Source organism: Maribellus comscasis (assembly GCF_009762775.1).
In the GTDB taxonomy this organism is placed as follows: Bacteria; Bacteroidota; Bacteroidia; order Bacteroidales; family Prolixibacteraceae; genus Draconibacterium; species Draconibacterium comscasis.
The window spans coordinates 3,372,279-3,390,947 of sequence record NZ_CP046401.1 but is presented as its reverse complement, the minus strand read 5'-3'; the positions used below and the strand labels follow the sequence as shown (position 1 = coordinate 3,390,947).

The 18,669-nt window shown below is 38.5% G+C and carries 10 protein-coding genes; 8 read left to right on the top strand and 2 right to left on the bottom strand.

From position 1 onward, the window contains the following. Positions 1-301: 301 nt before the first annotated feature. Both GM418_RS13515 and GM418_RS13510 read left to right on the top strand, forming a co-directional pair. A complete protein-coding gene (locus GM418_RS13515; RefSeq protein ID WP_158867150.1) occupies positions 302-2,677 on the top strand; it encodes an ABC transporter permease in 2,376 nt (791 codons plus the stop codon). Between the two features lie 237 nt (positions 2,678-2,914). After that, positions 2,915-5,302 (top strand): ABC transporter permease, encoded by a 2,388-nt coding sequence (locus tag GM418_RS13510; RefSeq protein WP_158867148.1) that lies wholly within the window; start codon positions 2,915-2,917, stop codon positions 5,300-5,302. Positions 5,303-5,436: 134 nt separating this feature from the next. Here the strand turns inward: GM418_RS13510 and GM418_RS13505 are convergent, their stop codons facing one another. Next, positions 5,437-6,630, bottom strand: a complete 1,194-nt coding sequence (locus GM418_RS13505) for a M24 family metallopeptidase (protein ID WP_158867146.1) — start codon at positions 6,628-6,630, stop codon at positions 5,437-5,439. 244 nt (positions 6,631-6,874) lie between these two features. On the opposite strand from GM418_RS13505, the gene GM418_RS13500 reads away from it, so the two are divergent. Continuing rightward, positions 6,875-9,244 (top strand): ABC transporter permease, encoded by a 2,370-nt coding sequence (locus tag GM418_RS13500; RefSeq protein ID WP_158867144.1) that lies wholly within the window; start codon positions 6,875-6,877, stop codon positions 9,242-9,244. 148 nt (positions 9,245-9,392) lie between these two features. Here GM418_RS13500 and GM418_RS13495 read toward each other — a convergent pair whose 3' ends face one another. After that, entirely contained in the window at positions 9,393-10,103 is a 711-nt protein-coding gene (locus tag GM418_RS13495) for a DNA alkylation repair protein (RefSeq protein WP_158867142.1), read from the bottom strand. 218 nt (positions 10,104-10,321) lie between these two features. On the opposite strand from GM418_RS13495, the gene GM418_RS13490 reads away from it, so the two are divergent. The 5 genes from GM418_RS13490 (at position 10,322) to GM418_RS13470 (ending at position 18,595) form a co-directional block, all read left to right on the top strand. Continuing rightward, a complete protein-coding gene (locus tag GM418_RS13490) occupies positions 10,322-10,891 on the top strand; it encodes an RNA polymerase sigma-70 factor (protein ID WP_158867140.1) in 570 nt (189 codons plus the stop codon). Between the two features lie 170 nt (positions 10,892-11,061). Continuing rightward, positions 11,062-12,039, top strand: coding sequence for a FecR family protein (locus tag GM418_RS13485; protein WP_158867138.1), 978 nt, complete (start codon positions 11,062-11,064; stop codon positions 12,037-12,039). An 86-nt stretch (positions 12,040-12,125) separates the two neighbouring features. Beyond that, positions 12,126-15,341, top strand: a complete 3,216-nt coding sequence (locus tag GM418_RS13480; RefSeq protein ID WP_158867136.1) for a SusC/RagA family TonB-linked outer membrane protein — start codon at positions 12,126-12,128, stop codon at positions 15,339-15,341. A gap of 20 nt (positions 15,342-15,361) precedes the next feature. Then, complete coding sequence (locus GM418_RS13475; RefSeq protein ID WP_158867134.1) at positions 15,362-16,945, top strand: RagB/SusD family nutrient uptake outer membrane protein; 1,584 nt, start codon at positions 15,362-15,364, stop codon at positions 16,943-16,945. A 96-nt stretch (positions 16,946-17,041) separates the two neighbouring features. Then, positions 17,042-18,595, top strand: coding sequence for a glycerophosphodiester phosphodiesterase family protein (locus GM418_RS13470; RefSeq protein ID WP_158867132.1), 1,554 nt, complete (start codon positions 17,042-17,044; stop codon positions 18,593-18,595). Positions 18,596-18,669 lie beyond the last annotated feature (74 nt).

The following is an 18,669-nucleotide window of genomic DNA, read 5'->3' as shown; positions in this document are numbered from 1 at the left end:
AGATGGTGGATTTTTGCTCTGCCCGGGTTAATGGCGCGGGAAATTGTATTGTGAACTGTTTCATCTCAATCGTTTAAGGCAGCTACAATGAACCCGGCAGAACCTTTATGAGATGAATAATAAATTCGCCACCTTTTTAACTCCCTTAAGAGAGAACCGAAAAAGCTGCAAACAAGAATAAATGAACCGGGACATCTTTGAAATACAGGTTTAATAGTCGCCTGTGGGAAATTTAGGGGTAAAGAAACTACAACAAAAAGACATGATAAAATATTACCTAAAAACCATCCTCCGAAACTTAATGAGAAACAAGTTTTATTCTGTAATAAATATTATTGGATTAGCGATCGGAATTACAGCTTGTATTCTGATTGTGCTTTATGTTCAATTCGAATTAAGCTACGATAAATTTAATGAAAAAGCTGATCGGATTTACCGGGTGAATGGTCTTGAAGTCTTAAATGGCGATACTTATAATCTGCCGTGGACATCTCCTCCCTTGGCGGGAGTAATGAAAGATGAGATACCTGAAGTTGAAGAGGCTGTTCGTTTAACTCATTACTGGCCAATGATATTGGAATACAAAGACAAGATACTTAATGTAAGCAAGACGTGTTTTGCTGATCCTAATTTCTTTAAAATTTTTTCGACATCGTTTATTTATGGTGATCCAAGCACAGCTTTGTTAGATCCCTACTCGGTGGTTTTAACCGAAACTACAGCAAAACGTTATTTTGGAAATGAAAATCCTATTGGGCAAACGCTTTCCCGAAAAAACTATACCGGTTTTACTGTTACCGGGGTAATTGAAGATTTTCCGGAAAACTCGGATATAAAACCTGACTTTATTGGTTCATTCAAAAGCCGGTCGTACAACAACAGTGTGAATTGGTTTCAGAATAGTTTTTATACTTATGTGTTGCTAAAAGAGGGCTTTTCTAATCGAGATGTGGATGAAAAACTGAAAAGTATTGTTAAGAAATATGTCGGGCCGTATGTGAAGGAGCATAAAGGGGTATCGCTTGAGGAACTAATGGCACAGGGTAATAGACAAGAATATTATACACAACCTTTAACAGAAATTCATTTAGATAATACTGTAAAAGCAGGGTTAGAACCTTTGGGTAATAGCAATTACCTGATAATTTTCTCAATAATTGCAGTTTTTATACTGGTAATTGCCTGTATTAATTATATGAATATGTCCACTGCACAGTCGGTCAACCGTGCTAGAGAAGTTGGATTAAAAAAATCTTTGGGTTCAAACCGCAAAAAACTTGTTCTACAGTTTTTATCCGAATCTGTTTTAATCACTTTAGCAGCGCTGGCACTTGCCATGATTTTAATCAAAATTCTTCTTCCGGCTTTTAACGCTTTAATCGACAAGCAGTTGGTATTTAATTATATGAATGATTTTGGAACCATCCCTTTATTTCTGGTTTTGGGAATTGCAATTGGAATTTTGGCAGGCGCTTACCCCGCTTTCTTTTTAGCATCGTTTAATCCTATTAAAGTTCTAAAAGGAATTCATTTTTCTAATGGTTCGCATGGTAAATTGCGTAGCGGGTTGGTTGTGTTTCAGTTAATCGTAACCATTGTACTTTTTTCAGGAACCTTTTTCATCAGCAAACAGCTCAATTTTCTTCAGGAACAAAAATTGGGCTTTAACAAAGAAAACATGGTCATAATAGAAAATACAAATTATTTAGGGCCCCTATTGTCTTCATTAAAAAACGAATTACTTGCACAACCAGGTATATTACAAGTAACAAATTCTAATGGAATTCCCGGAAGAGATATGTATTATGAGACATTTGCTCATGATTTGTCTAACGTAGACCGACATGTAAGCGTGATTTGGACAGACGTTGATTTTTTAAAAGCATACGATATTGAGCTTACGCAAGGTCGTTTTTTCGAAGAAGGTAATCAGGCAAATGCAAAGTCGATAGTGTTAAATGAAACCGCCCTAAAAGAGTTAAATATAAAAAATCCGATAGGTAAGAAAATATATAAAGGGCAAAAAACAGATGCGACTACTTTTACCATAATTGGGGTAATAAAAGATTTTCACTTCGAATCGTTGCACAAGGAAGTGAGTCCCTTAGGGATTTATAGCAACAATGAAATGTTAAAGTATAATGGCAGGTTCTTAAGTGTCCGAATATCAGGAGATATTCAGAAAAATCTTAAAAAGATTCAGCAAATATGGGACAAGTTTACCGGAGGACAGAGTTTCGATTATGTATTTCTTGATGAAGACTTTGGTCGTCTTTACACCACAGAGGTGCGAACGCGAAAGATAGTTTCAGTCTTTTCTGCATTGGCAATTCTAATTGCTTGTATAGGGCTTCTTGCCCTGGCAGCTTTTGTTGCCGAACAGCGAACCAAAGAAATTGGCGTGCGAAAAGTAAATGGTGCCCGTATTGGTCAAATACTATACTCATTAAACCGGAATTTTATAAAATGGGTGGTCGTTGCCTTTGTAATATCCTGCCCAATTGCCTGGTACACTATGAATAAATGGCTCGAAGACTTTGCCTACAAAACCAGCTTAAGTTGGTGGATATTTGCGTTGGCTGGACTTGCCTCTCTGGTAATTACCATAATAACTGTTAGCTGGATTAGTTGGCGTGCAGCTACGAAGAATCCGGTGGAAGCGCTGAGGTATGAATAACGTCGAGCTCCCGACAGAAACCGTAATCAAAATAGTTTTTAAAACTCTCTCTTCATAAATTTCGTTTCTCTGGTATTATGAATACTAAATTTACAAGGGAAATCACTTATGTAAATACTTCTTAAATCCATTTTTTAACCGTTCAACTTGTGTGATATGCATTCTGGCTAAATAGTTCTTTATAATAACAATTATTATCTATCTTCAAATTCGCATAAAACATTATTGAACCAAAAAATGAAAACAACAAAAATCTTTTTCCGCGGATTTAAAAGAAACACCCGGTTAAACCTGCTGAATATTTCTTCGATGGCCATTGGAATTGCAGCAGCAATAATAGTTTTAAGCTATGTTTACCAGGAATTTAATTACGATACTCAATATCCGAATTCTAACCGCGTTTACAGGATTTTAACAAAAAACGATAAAAACGAATTATCAGGTGCCGCAACATACGGTCCGCTGGCGCAAAGTTTAAAATCTGATTTCCCCGAAATAAACGACGCAACACGCGTTAGTTTCTACTGGGGATATCTGGCTCTTACTACCGGAGATAAAAAATTCAACGAAACCCGCACTATTTTTGCTGACTCCAATTTCTTTACCTTGTTTTCATTTCCATTTGTAAGTGGCGATGCTTCAAAATGTTTGCGTTCCCCAAATTCTATTGTTTTGTCGGAAAGTGCTGCCAGAAAATATTTTGGTGAAACAGATGCCGTTGGAAAACAAATAAAAATAGGAAAAGACAAACTATTCACCGTTGCCGGAGTTTACAAGGATTTTTCATCCAACTCCAATTTCCGGGGCGATATTATTCTTCCGCTGGAAATCATGTCAAGAATCACGCAGGTTTGGATTGAACCCAGTTGGAACTATCAGTCAGACATTCACACATTTGTTTTGACTGAAAACATTGCTGCTGCCGATGGTTTGTCAGGAAAAATTGAAAATTATCTGTCAGGGCATGTTCAGGAAAAGCCTGAAAAACTCATTTTGCAAGCGCTAAAAAATATTCATACTGAAATGCACACCGGGTGGGAATCGGTGCCGCAAGCCAACAGAAGTTATTTAATTCTTTTAGGGATGGTCGCTTTGGCAATTTTAACAATGTCGGCGGTTAATTTCCTTATGTTGTACATCGGAATGGCTTCAAAAGACCCAATCAATACGAGTGTCAAAAAAGTTTGCGGAGCTTCAAAAACATCTTTATTCCGCGATCATGTTGGAGAAATATTTTCTTATATCCTCATAAGCACGACCGTCTCACTCTTTCTGGTCTTTTTATATAACTCAGTTTTAACTACTCAATTCTCTTTTCTCCCCAAAATCAATAATTTTAGTTCCCGGTTTTTGCAAATTTTATCGGGAATAATACTGGTGTACACCATTTTTACATCTGTTCTCCCGGCAATTGTTGTCTCCCGTCTGAAATCGCCGGAAATATATAAAGCAGAAAAACAATCATTGTATAAACAACCGCGCATCCTGAACATCCTGGTCGTAAGCCAATTTACAATCGGCGTGGTACTTTTAGCTATAACAACTTTATTTTACAAGCAAATTCATTTCCTCAAAAAACACAATCCCGGATTTGCTAGGGAAGAACTAATAACAATCCCGCTAAACATGCATATCGGAGATGGTTTTTACAACGAAAATATGGATGTTTTTTGCGAAGAGATAAAAAAACAGGCAGGGGTAAAAGAGATCACTTTTGCTTTTTCCTCTCCATCGGATGTTCAGACTTCTGCCGATGAAGCTTCGTGCGACGGAATGCCGGAAGGAGAAACCGTTCAAATACAGTGGAACTCGGTTTATTATGATTACTTTGAAACTTTGGGTATCAAAATAGCTGAAGGCCGTGGTTTTAATCGCAATTTCCAAAGCGATATGGTCGATTTCGACAGCGACAGAAAATGCGCATATGTCATTAACCAAAAAGCCGCAAAAGAACTGGGAGTGGAGAATCCAATTGGAAAGACATTATATTCATATCAAAAAGGTGTTATTGTTGGAATTGCTGAAGACTTTAACTTTAAATCGCTGCACAGTGAGATAAACCCAATGTGTTTTAATATGAACCCGTTTTATTACAATGAAATCATTGTAAGAATAAATCCCCAAACCACCGATATTTTTAACAACATCGAAAAAGTATGGAATGATTTTGTGCCAGCTTATCCTTTTGAGTTCAAATTTGTTGACGATCAGCTTAACCAGATGTACGAAGCCGAGAACAACCTGACAGCCAGTTTAAATGCTTTCTCGGGAATTGCCATACTTATTGCATGTATGGGATTGTTGGCACTAACCATCCTCTCGATGCAAAAACGAACCAAAGAAATTGGTATACGTAAGGTGAATGGTGCCAAGGTTTCAGAGATCGTGGTTTTACTCAACCAAGACTATATAAAATGGGTTACCATTGCTTTTATTGTGGCTACACCGATTGCATTTTTTGTGATTCAAAATTGGCTGGAAAACTTTGCGTACCAAACCAGTATAAGTTGGTGGATTTTTGTTGTAGCAGGGATATTCGCCTTACTTATTGCGCTACTGACTGTTTCTTTCCAGTCATACAAAGCGGCGACAAAAAACCCTGTGGAAGCGTTACGATACGAGTGATGTAAACTGCGAGTTTCTTTATTTGATTTGACATTTCGCTTGCCAGCTTCTAAAAATGAATAGCAGGTTTTCAATTCATCAGAATTCAGAGAAAAAGCCAAACAGGCCTTTAAATAAAGCTGAAAAAATTGCTTTTACTCCACCAAAATCAAACCCGGGTTGCAACCGGTTATACAACGTCCCCCGTTCGGGGTGACTATAAATGTGTTTTCAATTCCAACCATTCCGACCCCTTCAATACCTTTTTTAGGCTCAACAGCAAAAACCATATTTTCTTCCAGGGGGGCTTTAAAACCTATAGCCAGTACCGGATATTCGTCAATGGTTAATCCAATACCATGTCCCAGAAATTTCACCTGCCGGCTTCCGTAGCCCATAAAATTCTTTAGAAATTCAGGACTTAATCCACTCAAAACAGTTTCATAAATATCTTCAGGAATATTACCTGGTTTTAATATTTCGGCCACCTGGTGTTGAACATCAACACACTGCTTATGAAAAGCCTGCACCTCAGCAGAAAGCCGTTTACCAAACATATACGTCATGGTTTTGTCGGAGTGATAACCGTTAACAGCCACTGCCACATCCACAAAAACCAGATCGCCTTTTTTTAATTTTTTGTTCGGATTACCAAAACTGGGAAGCGCAGGATTTACTCCCATGTTTCCGCCTGGTCCGTCAAAATTGGTGGGATACAACGAGCTTTCACCGAAACCAAGTTGTCCCAATGCCATTTCTGTGTCGTGCATACCAAAACGCACTGCCCCCTGATGACCTTCCTTAACCATAACCGGAAACATTTCAGCAGCAAACTCAGCTTCAGTTATTCCTTCATACAACAACTCAGGAACACGCTCTTCCAAAACAACCCTGTGAATGGCTGCCGCCTTTTCAATATAATTTAACTCCCAGACACTTTTTACGGCACGAATTTGGGCAATCTGAAAATCAAGCGATTTATACGATAAAAATGGAAAGTGTTTCTGGAAACGCAAAAACATGGCCAACGGGACATATTCAGTTTCCAGATAGATTTCTTTTGAAATTTTTGGATACTCCTGCGCAGCAACCCGGTAACTATTCATTGGTTTTATAACGGGAAAACCCGACTCCTCCACAGCGCGCTCATACCCCCTGCGAACCCAAAGTGTAGCATCTTTTTCCCGTTCGATAATCAACATTCCCTCTGGCATGGAACCAGCAAAGTACAAGAGATTTATTTTGCTAAAAATAACTGCCATTTTCCAATCGGGATGCTGTTCGTTCATCACGCGTCGAAACTTATTCATTCTTAACTCCAGTTCCGAAGCCGGTACTTTGTCATTCATATTCTTCTGGTTTAAGCGACAAAAGTAACAGAACCAACAGAAAAGAAAGGACGATCGTTTGAAAGAACACTCAAGGTTAGCTCAGTGTAAATTTTTCAGGTTGATTATTGTAATCGTTTGTTAAGCGACCAATAAAATTTCAGCATTAAAGCAACAACACATGTAACGATTCAAATTTTTTTAGGTCTTTACATTATCTGTTAAGAACAATAGATTAAAACCAAACTTCAAAAAAACACTTGTTATGCTTTTTAAAAATCTACGCATTGGCTGGAGAAACATCAAAAAAAACGGCATATTTTCAATCATCAACATTACAGGATTATCACTGGGAATTGCTGTAGTAACCCTTATTCTATTTTGGGTAGTGGATGAAATAAATTACGACCGGTTTCATAAAAACATCGACCGTATTTACACCGTTTATGAACACCAGCAATATTCCGAAGGACAAGAGTTGTTTACGTATTGTACGCCGTTTCCGCTGGGAAAAGAATTCATAACAAATTTTAGCGAGGTTAAAAATGCCACAACATTTGCAAACGTTGGAGAACAACTTATTCGTTTTGAAGACCAGGAATACAAAGAAGGCCCGGTTGTGTGTACTGATAGTGAATTCCTGAATATTTTTTCTTTCGAAGTCGTTCAGGGCGATAAAAATGCGTTGGAAGCTCCCGACAAAATAGTCATTGAAGAAGAGCTGGCTGCTGTTTTGTTTGGAAATGAATCTGCCATTGGGAAGATGGTAAAAATTAACGACAACCTTTCCTATTCGGTAGGCGCGGTTGTAAAAACCGAAAAACTCAATACAACCATCAATTTTAAGATTTTGGCTCCGCTAAACCTGGCAGAAAGTTTTGGCGCCGACCTCACACGTTGGGGGAACAACTGGCCGCGCACAAGTATACTTCTCTCTCAAAATGCAAACATCGGTGAGTTAAACTCTAAAATCACAAATTTTTTAAAAGAAAAAGGACAGGAAAACACAACGCTGTATCTTTTCCCTTTTCAAAACGAAAGACTTCACTCCTACTCAGGAAAAAACAACAGGATACAGTACATCTACCAATTTCTAGGAATTGCTTTTATCATTATCCTCATCGCTTCGATTAATTTTATAAATCTGTCAACCGCAAAAGCCGAGCAACGCCGACCCGAGGTGGGCATACGTAAAGTTCTGGGAGCCAATAAAGTCTCCATATTAAACCAGTTTTTGCAGGAAAAAGGAATTATGATTGTTTTGAGTTTGCTGCTGAGCGCTATTCTGGTTTTAGCTTTTACTCCGGCATTTCGTTCGGTCTCCGATAAGATAGTCACTTTTAGCCTTCTCGGGAACAAATATATGATTTTGATGCTGATTGGAGTTCTTGTAACAGTTCTGGTTTTGTCGGTGGTTTATCCGTCGTTGTATATTTCATCGTTTAATCCTGCCCAGGCAATGAAAAAAACAAGACTAAAAAAACAAGGAAAGGTAGGGGCAAAAAATTTGCTTGTAATTGTTCAGTTTGTTCTGTCGGTAGTCCTTATCAGCAGTACACTAATTATTACCCGACAGCTAAAATACATTAATAACTATGATTTAGGCTACGACCAGGCAAACCTGATTTATATCCCTTTAAACGGCGAGGCCAAAAACAATCATGAATCTATTCGGCAAGAATTGACAGGTATTTCCGGAGTGGTAAGTTTAACCCGCTCCAGTCGCGTTCCTTTTTATGGAGGGAACTCATCCTGGGGATACGACTGGGAGGGGAAAGATCCGGAAAACAGAGTACTCATCTGCTCAATGAATGCGGACAGGAACTATTTTGAAACACTGGGTATCCAGTTTGCCGACGGGAACAATTTCCCGGAGAGTTATTCCGAAGTCCTTGATTATGAAAACACACCATCGCCGCAAGTTATTTTAAACGAAGAATCCGTTCGAAAGATGGGAATAAAAAATCCGGTTGGTAAATATTTTGGACGTAACGGAGGAGAAGAACGAGGAGTGATTGCCGGTGTAGCCAAAGACTTTCATTTTCAGTCGTTGCATAACGGAGTTGAACCAATGGTTATTATGCCTCTGTTTGAAAATCCCGGTTACATTATTGCCAGGATAAACCCGGAAAATTTCACGGAAACGATAAACGAAATAAAAAAGTCATGGGCGAAAGTGCTTCCGCAATCCATTTGCGAAATCAAATTCTTTGATGATAGTTTAGAGTCGATGTATAACTCGGAAGTTAAAATCTCAGCTCTGTTTAAGTATTTCTCTTTTATTGCCATTTTTATTTCCTGCATCGGCTTATTTGCTTTGTCGCTTTATATTATTGAACTTCGCAAAAAAGAAATAGGTGTAAGAAAAGTAAACGGTGCAAAAATTGGCGAAGTAATCTTACTTTTAAACCAGGACTTTATCCGCTGGGTTATAATTGCGTTTATAATTGCTTGTCCCATTGCCTGGCTGATAATGGATAAATGGCTCGAAAATTTTGCATTTAAAACCAACCTTAGTTGGTGGGTATTTTTGATTGCCGGTGCGCTGGCTTTGATAATTGCAATGGTTACGGTTTCCTATCAATCGTACCGGGCAGCGGTTCGAAATCCCGTCGAAGCGTTAAGATACGAATAGTAAAGAAATGAAGAGGCCCCGATTACTAATGATTGACGAACTTCGGTAAAAGTAAAGACTCCATAAAGAAGAATCAAAAAGATTCCGTAAAAATAAGTCAGTTGTAAGTCATCAGAAAGTAACCATTTGACATCAGAGAAACCGTCGTTTAGCCATTCTTGCGACCCGTTTTCAGTTTGGCTTTTACTTCGCGAACCACACGGGAATGAAGTCTATCCTGATATTTTATGAGAAAATCTTCGACAGCCGGCTTGTCATTCTTCGAGAGCTCGCGCAAAGCCCACGACAACGCTTTTACAACTAAATCGTTGCGGTCGTCTATCACCTTTTCACACACCATCAACGTTCGTTTTGTATCGCCTGTTCCACCTTTTGAACGCAGATTTAGCGAAATTGTACAAACCACAGCCGCGCGCCGTAACCAATGATTCCCGCTTTTCAGCCATTTCAGGATTTGAGAATCGGGCAATGTTCCTTCACGCCAGTGCCAGCCCGCAATCATTGTACTGTAGCTATCAACCGACACCCAGTTGTCAAGCGTGTTTCCAAGTTCCAAAATCTGAGCCTGATTTAGTTTGGCAAGAGCTTTTTTATTCTTCCAGAGCAATTCGTATGAAAAAATCTGAGCTTCAAATATTTCTTTTTCAGCAAGTTCAACACACAAACCAATCCATTGTTGCGCCGAAAAATCATACAAAACCTTGCTCCATTCATTAACAATCTTTTTTATTTGAGGTGAACTCACACCCAATCGTTCCATATTGGTTGTAAATCCCGGCACACCTAATGTATTGTGTTTAAATGCGGCAGATTTTTTTAAATCCTCAACCATTAAACTGATTATTTCAGAATTAGTCATTGCCCGATTTTCTTAGATTTCGCTTTTGTAAAAATAAAAAAGATCCGGGAGTTGAGTGGCTTAGCAAATTTCAGAATTTAATTCAGAAAAAGAATTTGGCATTGAAATAAGAATCTTCAGCATTCTGTTTAATCATTTTGTATCCATTTTTTAAAAATTAAGCAATAAATAATCGGGTTTAAGATGTTTATTTTGAAATGTAATTGAAGTATCTCAAAATGGGTTTAGCAAACTTTGATGATATGGATCGGGATAAAAAACTTATCAGCCTGATTTCATGCGACAACCAGTTGGCATTTAAGCAAATATTTGATTTGTACCATGTCCGCTTATTCCATTTTGCAAAAAAGTATTTAAAATCGGAGCACCTCGCAGAAGAAGCTGTTCAGGATGTATTTTTGAGATTATGGGAAAAAAGAAAAGAACTTGGTAAAGTAGAAGACTTTTCTTCCTGGTTGTTTCAGCTAACCCGCAATCACGTGCTTAATATATTGAAAAGGGCGGCAAACGAAAACAGGATTAAAGAGCAAATCAGGAAAACGTTGAATACTTACGAAGAACATATCGACAAACAATTATTTGAAAAAGAAAGCCTTACCATACTTCACGATGTAATTGCCACTTTACCTTCGCAACGACAGGAAATATTCCGGTTATGCCGTTTTGAAGAAAAAAGTTACGAAGAAACGGCCCAAATAATGGGAATTTCGAAGAGTACGGTAAACGATCATATGGTAAAAGCCATGAAGTATATAAAAAATAAGTTCCCAAAAGAAATTTACGAATAAAGCTCGGATCAAAATTAAAACAGCCCCCTTACTATCCGGCAATCCATACCCTTTCTTTACCAAACTTTAATCATTTCGCCCAAATATTACAAAACAATTAAAATGTAGTTTTCAGGCAGATGATCCTGAACAGTCGTTTGTCATTACTGATATAAATGCAAATTAGTCGGATGAAAGACACATTAAAATATCGTGAAGAAAATAAAAAATTACTAAGCCTTTATCTGGAAGGTAAACTAAAAGATAATCAGCTTCAGAAATTTCTGGATTTTTTACAAACCCGGGAGGGGCAGGAGTTGCTGAAACAGGATATGGATAGCGACAGTTTTTCAATAACCAATACATCACTACCGGCAAAACAAAGCGATAAAATCTACAAACAAATCAACCGGCGTATAAAACATACCCAAAACCATTTCAGTTTTATAATAAAAATTGCCGCAACCTTTTTGCTACTCGTCTCACTGGGAACAGGTGTTTATTTCATCTCCCCTCTACAGAACAGGTTTGCCGCTTCAATGGTTGAAGTTACTGAAGGACAACAGGAAATTACCCTGCCCGACGGAACACATGTCAGGTTAAACAAGGGAAGCCATTTAAGCTATTCTTCAGGTATGATGAAGAAAAAGAAACGTGAAGTAATATTACTTGGAGAAGCTTTTTTTGAAGTTGCAAAAAATCCTGAAAAGCCTTTTATAATTAACGCAGACAAAGCGGAGATTAAAGTATTGGGCACGATGTTTAATGTTAAAACAGGACAAAAAAGTAACACGACTGTTGTTGCCGTACAGGAAGGGAGAGTATTGTTTAGCAATAAAAAACAAAAAAAATCGGTCATTCTTACGGCCAACGAGGTTGGAATTCTTGAGGCAGGAGAAACAATCAGGAAAGTTAGTCAGCCTGCACAAAATTATTTTTCATGGTTTGAACATTATCTCGAATTTGAAAATATGCCACTTCCCCAGGTTGTAAAACAACTTGAAACCATTTTTGATACAAGTATTAAATTAACAGATCCGGATTTGAACAATAAATACTTTACAGCTTACATGCATGGCACATCGGTTGACGAAGTGATGACTCAACTGGCCCTTTCAATGGAACTTAAACTGGAAAAAACCAATGGGAAATACTTTCTGAAAAAGTAAAATCCTCCAACATGTTAATATTTAAGTAATTGCAAAATAAATAGTTATGCAAAACAGGATTATTATGCCTTATTAAAATGAAAACGATGAAAAAAAAGTACATTATTTTATTTCTGCTGGGATGGTTCATTTGTCGGGTTCTGTATGCCGGAGAATTGACGCCCTTCCGAAACCAGCAAGAAGAGCAGGTTTCAGAAAAAACAGCCACACTGCAACTGCAGAACCTAACTTATTCCCAGGCGCTGAAAAAGATAGCCGAGACTTTTGAAGTCGGGCTTGCAGTGAATTCCGATTTGATTCCACAGGGAAAGGTAAATTTACAGTTGAAAGGGGTTACTCTCCGGAAAGCTTTGGATCTTTTACTGGAGGAAACAGAGACCAATGCCTTTGTCTCGCCCCAGGGGAACATTATTCTTCGAAAGGACAGCTCCCCTCAAATCCCGAAAAAACAAAATATCAGGGGAAGAGTCAGTTCTACAAAAGGAGAGTCATTGCCCGGGGTAAGTATTATAATTAAAGGAACGTCCCAGGGAGTTGTCACCAATGCAGAAGGCAAGTATTTCTTAACAAATATAGCGGAAGATGCCACACTGGTTTTCTCTTTTGTAGGAATGAAACCACAGGAAGTTCCGGTTTCAGGTCGAACTGTTATTGATATAGTTTTGGAAGAGAACACCATTGGCATAGAAGAAGTAGTAGCAATTGGATACGGTTCGGCCAAAAGAAAAGATTTAACCAGTTCTATTTCTACTTTATCATCCGATGAGTTAAATAAAGGAGCCTATGTTAATCCAATCCTGGCATTACAGGGAAAAGTTCCCGGGTTAAACATCACAAAAGACGGAAATCCCAACGGTGGTACTGCAATTACCCTTCGGGGACCATCAACTTTACGTACCGGTTCTGCCCAATCTCCGTTATATGTTATTGATGGTGTGGTCGACGGGCTTATGCCTGCGGACGATGACATTGTCTCCATTGATATTCTGCGTGATGCCTCGGCCACTGCAATTTATGGTTCGCGTGCAGCAAACGGGGTTATAATAATAACGACAAAAAAAGGACAGCCGGGTTATTCAATGATTAACTATAGTGCATATCTGGCTGTAGAAAGTGTATCCAACAAAATCGATATGCTTTCGGCCAGTGAATATCGTTCATACTTATCAACCAACGGACTAAGTCTTGACCCTGCGGATGACGACGGATCAAGCACCAACTGGTTTGACGAGGTCAGCCGGTTAGGAATATCCCATAACAATAATGTAGCACTTGGCGGAGGCAATAATAGCACAACGTATATCGCCAATATCGACTATAAAGAAAACGAAGGTATTATTAACGGAACTTCAAGAACAGCATTAAAAATGCGTGCAAATCTTGAACAAAAAGCATTACAGGATAAATTAAAACTAGGATGTACTATTTCTGCCCAAATTACAGATGCAAAAACAGTTACTGACGAATTATACCTTGCAATGTGGAACTATCTGCCTACAGTAGGAGTTTTTGATGAAGGCGGAAGTTACCACGAAAACCTTGACCGCGGTTCCAGTAACCCGGTGGCACTAATAGAACAAAACGACTACGATTATAAATATAAAAACTATCTAGGAACTGTACGCGCCCAGTTGAATATTATAAAAGGTCTTGATTGGGAAATGAATACCTCATACAAAAACAACCAAACCAATTATGCATATTACTTAAGTAAAGATTCACGTCTTGCAGAAGGATATAATGGTTATGCCTATCGTTCATCCTATGAAAGCGAAATAAAATCAATGGAAACTTTTGGCACTTATCAGCAAAAAATAAAGGAACATGACTTAAAATTATTATTAGGGTATTCGTGGTATGAAAGTAAAAGCGGGAATGGCTTTGGAGTAAACAGCACCAATTTTGTGTCGGATGAAACCAGTTATTACAACCTGGCCCTGGGCAGTAACTACGATGGTTTTTCTCCTGATTACGATGATACATCCATGGGGACCTTACGCATGATATCATTTTACTCGCGGTTAAACTATGCCTTTAAAGATAAATATCTGCTACAGGCAACAATTCGCAGGGATGGCTCATCGGCTTTTGGAGAAAATAACCGTTGGGGATATTTCCCGGCATTTTCTCTTGGTTGGAGGATTTTGGAAGAGTCATTCATGCAAAACCAGAATATTTTTGACAATCTGAAATTACGCGCCGGATACGGAATAAGCGGAAACTCCCTGGGTTTCAATCCGCTAATCAGTAAACTGCGCTATGGAACCACAGGTAAATTTTATTATGATGGTGAATATATCAATGGAATAGGTCCAACCCAAAATCCAAATCCCGATTTAAAATGGGAACAAACAGGAATGTTAAACCTGGGTCTCGATTTTTCGATCCTTAATGGCAGATTAAGTGGTACCATCGAATATTACGATAAAGTAACCAAAGACCTAATCTGGAATTATACTGTTTCAACAACAGAATATTATGTGAGTTCTCTTACAGCAAACGTAGGAGAGATGGAAAATAAGGGTTTTGAAATCTCTCTTAATGCGACACCTGTAAAAAGCAGCGAATTTTCATGGAACACGTCTTTAAATCTTTCATTTAATAAGAATAATATAAATTCTCTTTCAAACGATGAATTCGAACTCGATTATGTGCATACAGCAAGTATTGGTGACCATGGACAATCGGGGAATTATGCACAAATTATTGAGGAAGGAAAGCCTTTGGGACAATTTTATATTTGGAAATATGCAGGAAAAGATGAAGATGGAATTTCCCAGTTTTACAATGCTGATCGTGAACTAACATCCTCACCATCAAGCGACGACCATTTTTATGCCGGCAATGCCCAACCCAAAGCAACAGGAGGATGGTATAACACTCTTACCTGGAAAAACTTTAGCCTTGATTTGCTGCTACGGGGTGTAACAGGAAATAAAATTCTGAATGCCACCATGGCCAATCTCAATTACCCGGCAGAAGCCACACATTACAATCTGCCCAGAATGACCCTAAAAGAATCGGTTGATGACACAGGTGCGCACTATACATCAGACCGCTACCTGGAAAAAGGTGATTATATCAGGTTAGACAATATAACACTGTCCTATAATTTCAAACTTAATGATTTTATCCTTAAAAAATTAAAAATTTACACAACAGTAAATAACGCTTTTGTGATTACCAGCTACACAGGAACGGACCCGGAAGTTCATATGGGAGGACAAACTCCGGGAATCGATAATGACGATTATTATCCTAAAACGCGATCAGTCATATTTGGGGTAAATGTCGAATTTTAATTCATTACAAAATCAGATATATGAAAACGCATAGAATTATTAATATCGCATATGTTTTAGCCACATTATTACTAATTGGCGGATGTACGAATCTGGACGTTCCGGTAGAATCGGAAATAACAACAGACAATTTCCCTGTAACAGAAGAAGATTTTATTGCCGTATCCGGGCCAATTTACACCAACCTGGCACCTTACTATTTTAAATCTTATTGGTTCCTGCAGGAATTTTCTGCCGATGGGCTAATCCTTACTGCAAATGGAGGAAACTGGTATGACGATGGCCGGTATCAGAACTACCACATGCATACCTGGAATACAGAACAACGTTTTATTCGCGAGGTTTGGGACTGGTGCTATGCTGGAATCAGCTCTTGTAACAGTGTGCTTACGTTATATGAATCGGCAGAAGATAACAATACAAAAGAAATGGCTGTGGCAGAGGTAAAAACCATGCGGGCTTTTTATCATTTTATTTTGATGGACGTATATGGTGATGTTCCCCTGGTGACAACTTTCGGGGAAGAAGTAACCACACGCACTGACCGGACTGAAGTATTTGATTTTCTGGAAGAAGATTTATTAGATGCCGTTAATTATCTAAGCACAATCGTTGACCAGAGTACTTACGGGCGTCCAACAAAATACATGGCTTATGCCTTGTTGGCGAAGTTGTATATTAATGCTGAAATATATACAGGTGAAAACCGGTACAACGATGTAGTCTCAGTTTGTGATGAAATAATAGATTCAGGGAGTTATACCCTTGATGATGATTATTTAGCTGTATTCGATATTGACAACGGCCCTGATATAAAAGACATTATATTTGCCGTCACATACAATTCCGAAGACAGCCAACAGCAATACTGGGCCCGCTACTGGTTACATAAAGCATTGAGAGAAAAATTCAGCCTGCCTTATAATCCCAGTGGCTGTGTAAGGGCACTGCCAGAATATTACGATTTGTTCAACGATGCGAACGACAGGCGTAACGCTATATGGCTAACAGGCAAGCAATACGACTGGCAGGGTAATCCAATTACGATTGAAACTACAAACTCAGGCCTCGATGCCGATTACAGCGGCAATGACCCGGACGGAGAAATAACCTATCATTTGGAATTTACACGAGAAATTGTATTTGATGACTTTGATAAATTTGACACAGGAGATGACCAACTGGGAAAAGCAATTGGTTACCGTTGTAATAAATTTTACCCGGACAGTACATCTACAAGCCGCCAGCAAAACAACGACTGGCCTGTTTTCCGATATGCAGATGTTCTTCTTATGAAAGCAGAGGCAATTCTTCGCGGAGCATCAGCAACACTGGGACAAACTCCGCTATCACTCGTAAATATGGTACGCGAACGCTCCAATGCCGGTGATTTCAATGATATCGACCTCGATGGTTTGTTGGATGAACGGGCCAGGGAACTTTGTTACGAAGGATGGAGACGCAATGACCTAATCCGTTATGGAAAATTTGAAGACAGTTGGGGGTTTAAAACGGACAATGATGTGAATAAACGAATTTACCCGGTTCCGCAGGACGAACTTGATATTAATCCAAGCCTTGGGCAAAATCCGGGATACGAATAGATTTTATTGAAAGTATTAAATTGCCAAAAGAATCTGGCTGGGTAAAATCATTATTCAGCCAGATTTAAGTATTCAAAAATCTCATTAATATTTTGTATGAAAACATTAAAAAATATTTTAGTTTTTGGATTTTTCGTGATGCTTATTGCAGGTTGTTCTTCGAAAAACAGCAACGAATTTTCAGATACAAAAAGTGCAGAGAAAGCAACAGCAAAAATCGAAATTGTAAATCACCGTGGGGCAAACCGCCTGGCACCGGAAAATACATTTGCTTCGGCACGAAAAGCCATTGAAAACGGAGCCGAATTTGTGGAAGTGGATGTGCGCCGGAGCAAAGACGGAGTGTATTATCTTTTACACGACCAAAGCCTGGACTGTACCACTAATGGAACAGGACAAATTTCGGAAACACTATCAACAGTTATCGACACACTGGACGCCGGTAGCTGGTTTAGTTACGAGTTTTCCGGTGAAAAAGTCCCGAGGCTGAAAGAGTATCTCCAATGGATAAAAGGGAAAGCAAAGGTTTATTTCGATGTAAAAGATGCCAGCCTGAGTGAACTAACTGATATCATCAAAAATGCAGAAATGGAAAACAATTGCTTTTTCTGGTTTTCCGATAATAAAATAGCAAAAGAATTTCATCAAAAATATCCCGGTATTGCACTGAAAATAAATGCGTACAGTATAGAAGTGCTTGATTCTGTAAAGGTAAATTATAATCCTCAAATCATCGAATGCTCGGTCGATAATTTATCTGATGAATTTATTGATGCCTGCCATAAAAGGGATTTGAAAGTAATGCCGTGGATCCCGGGGAATGATATGGAAGCTTACCGGATTACTCTTCAAAAAAATGTGGATATGATCAACCTCGATAATCCCGATATCTTTTCGTCAATGCAGGAAAATAACGGCGATTTTAAAGGATATAAACTAATTGCTCACAGGGGAGGCATTACCGAAGGCAAATACAGTGAATATGATCCGGAGTCGATCCGGGAAGCAATAAACCGGGGGTATTACATGCTCGAAATTGATATCCGACAAACCAAAGACGGAATTCTGATTCTTAACCATGATCCTGACTTTAATAAATTTTTTAATAATCCCAAAAAAGTAAAAGAGATGAACTGGGAAGAGATTAAGCAACTCCGCTCGGTCAAAGGAAATTTCCGGCCTATGTTACTGGAAGAACTCGCGCAAATGTGTTCCGGTAAAATTAAATTTATGCTCGATCTAAAGGAAGATAATCCAACAATTGAATACTACCGGAAATTGGAGGAAATACTCGAAAAATATGATCTGCTTACAAATGCTTATTTTATTGATAATGATGCAAAAAAATATTTCCGGGGAAAGGCAAAGTTCAACTTCAGGGTTCATGAGGCAGAAAAGATAAAAGACGAACTCTCACAAGGCAAAAATGTGGCCTGTAACTATTTTCTTTTCGACAATGCCAACCGGATAAATTCGGAAATTGTAAAATGGTGTCAACAGAATTCTATTACAATTGTTCCTTCAGTAAATGATTTTCACTATCGGTATGAAAACGATATGAGGGGGGCGAAAAGGGATATCGAATTTTTGAAAGAATGCGGGATAACTGAATTTCAGATAGATTCTCAATATGACCGGTGGCTCAGGTAAAATGTAATCTTTTGTTCACAAATAAGAAACCATTATAAATTCTAAAATGCTACTTTCACAGCGTGTTAACAAGT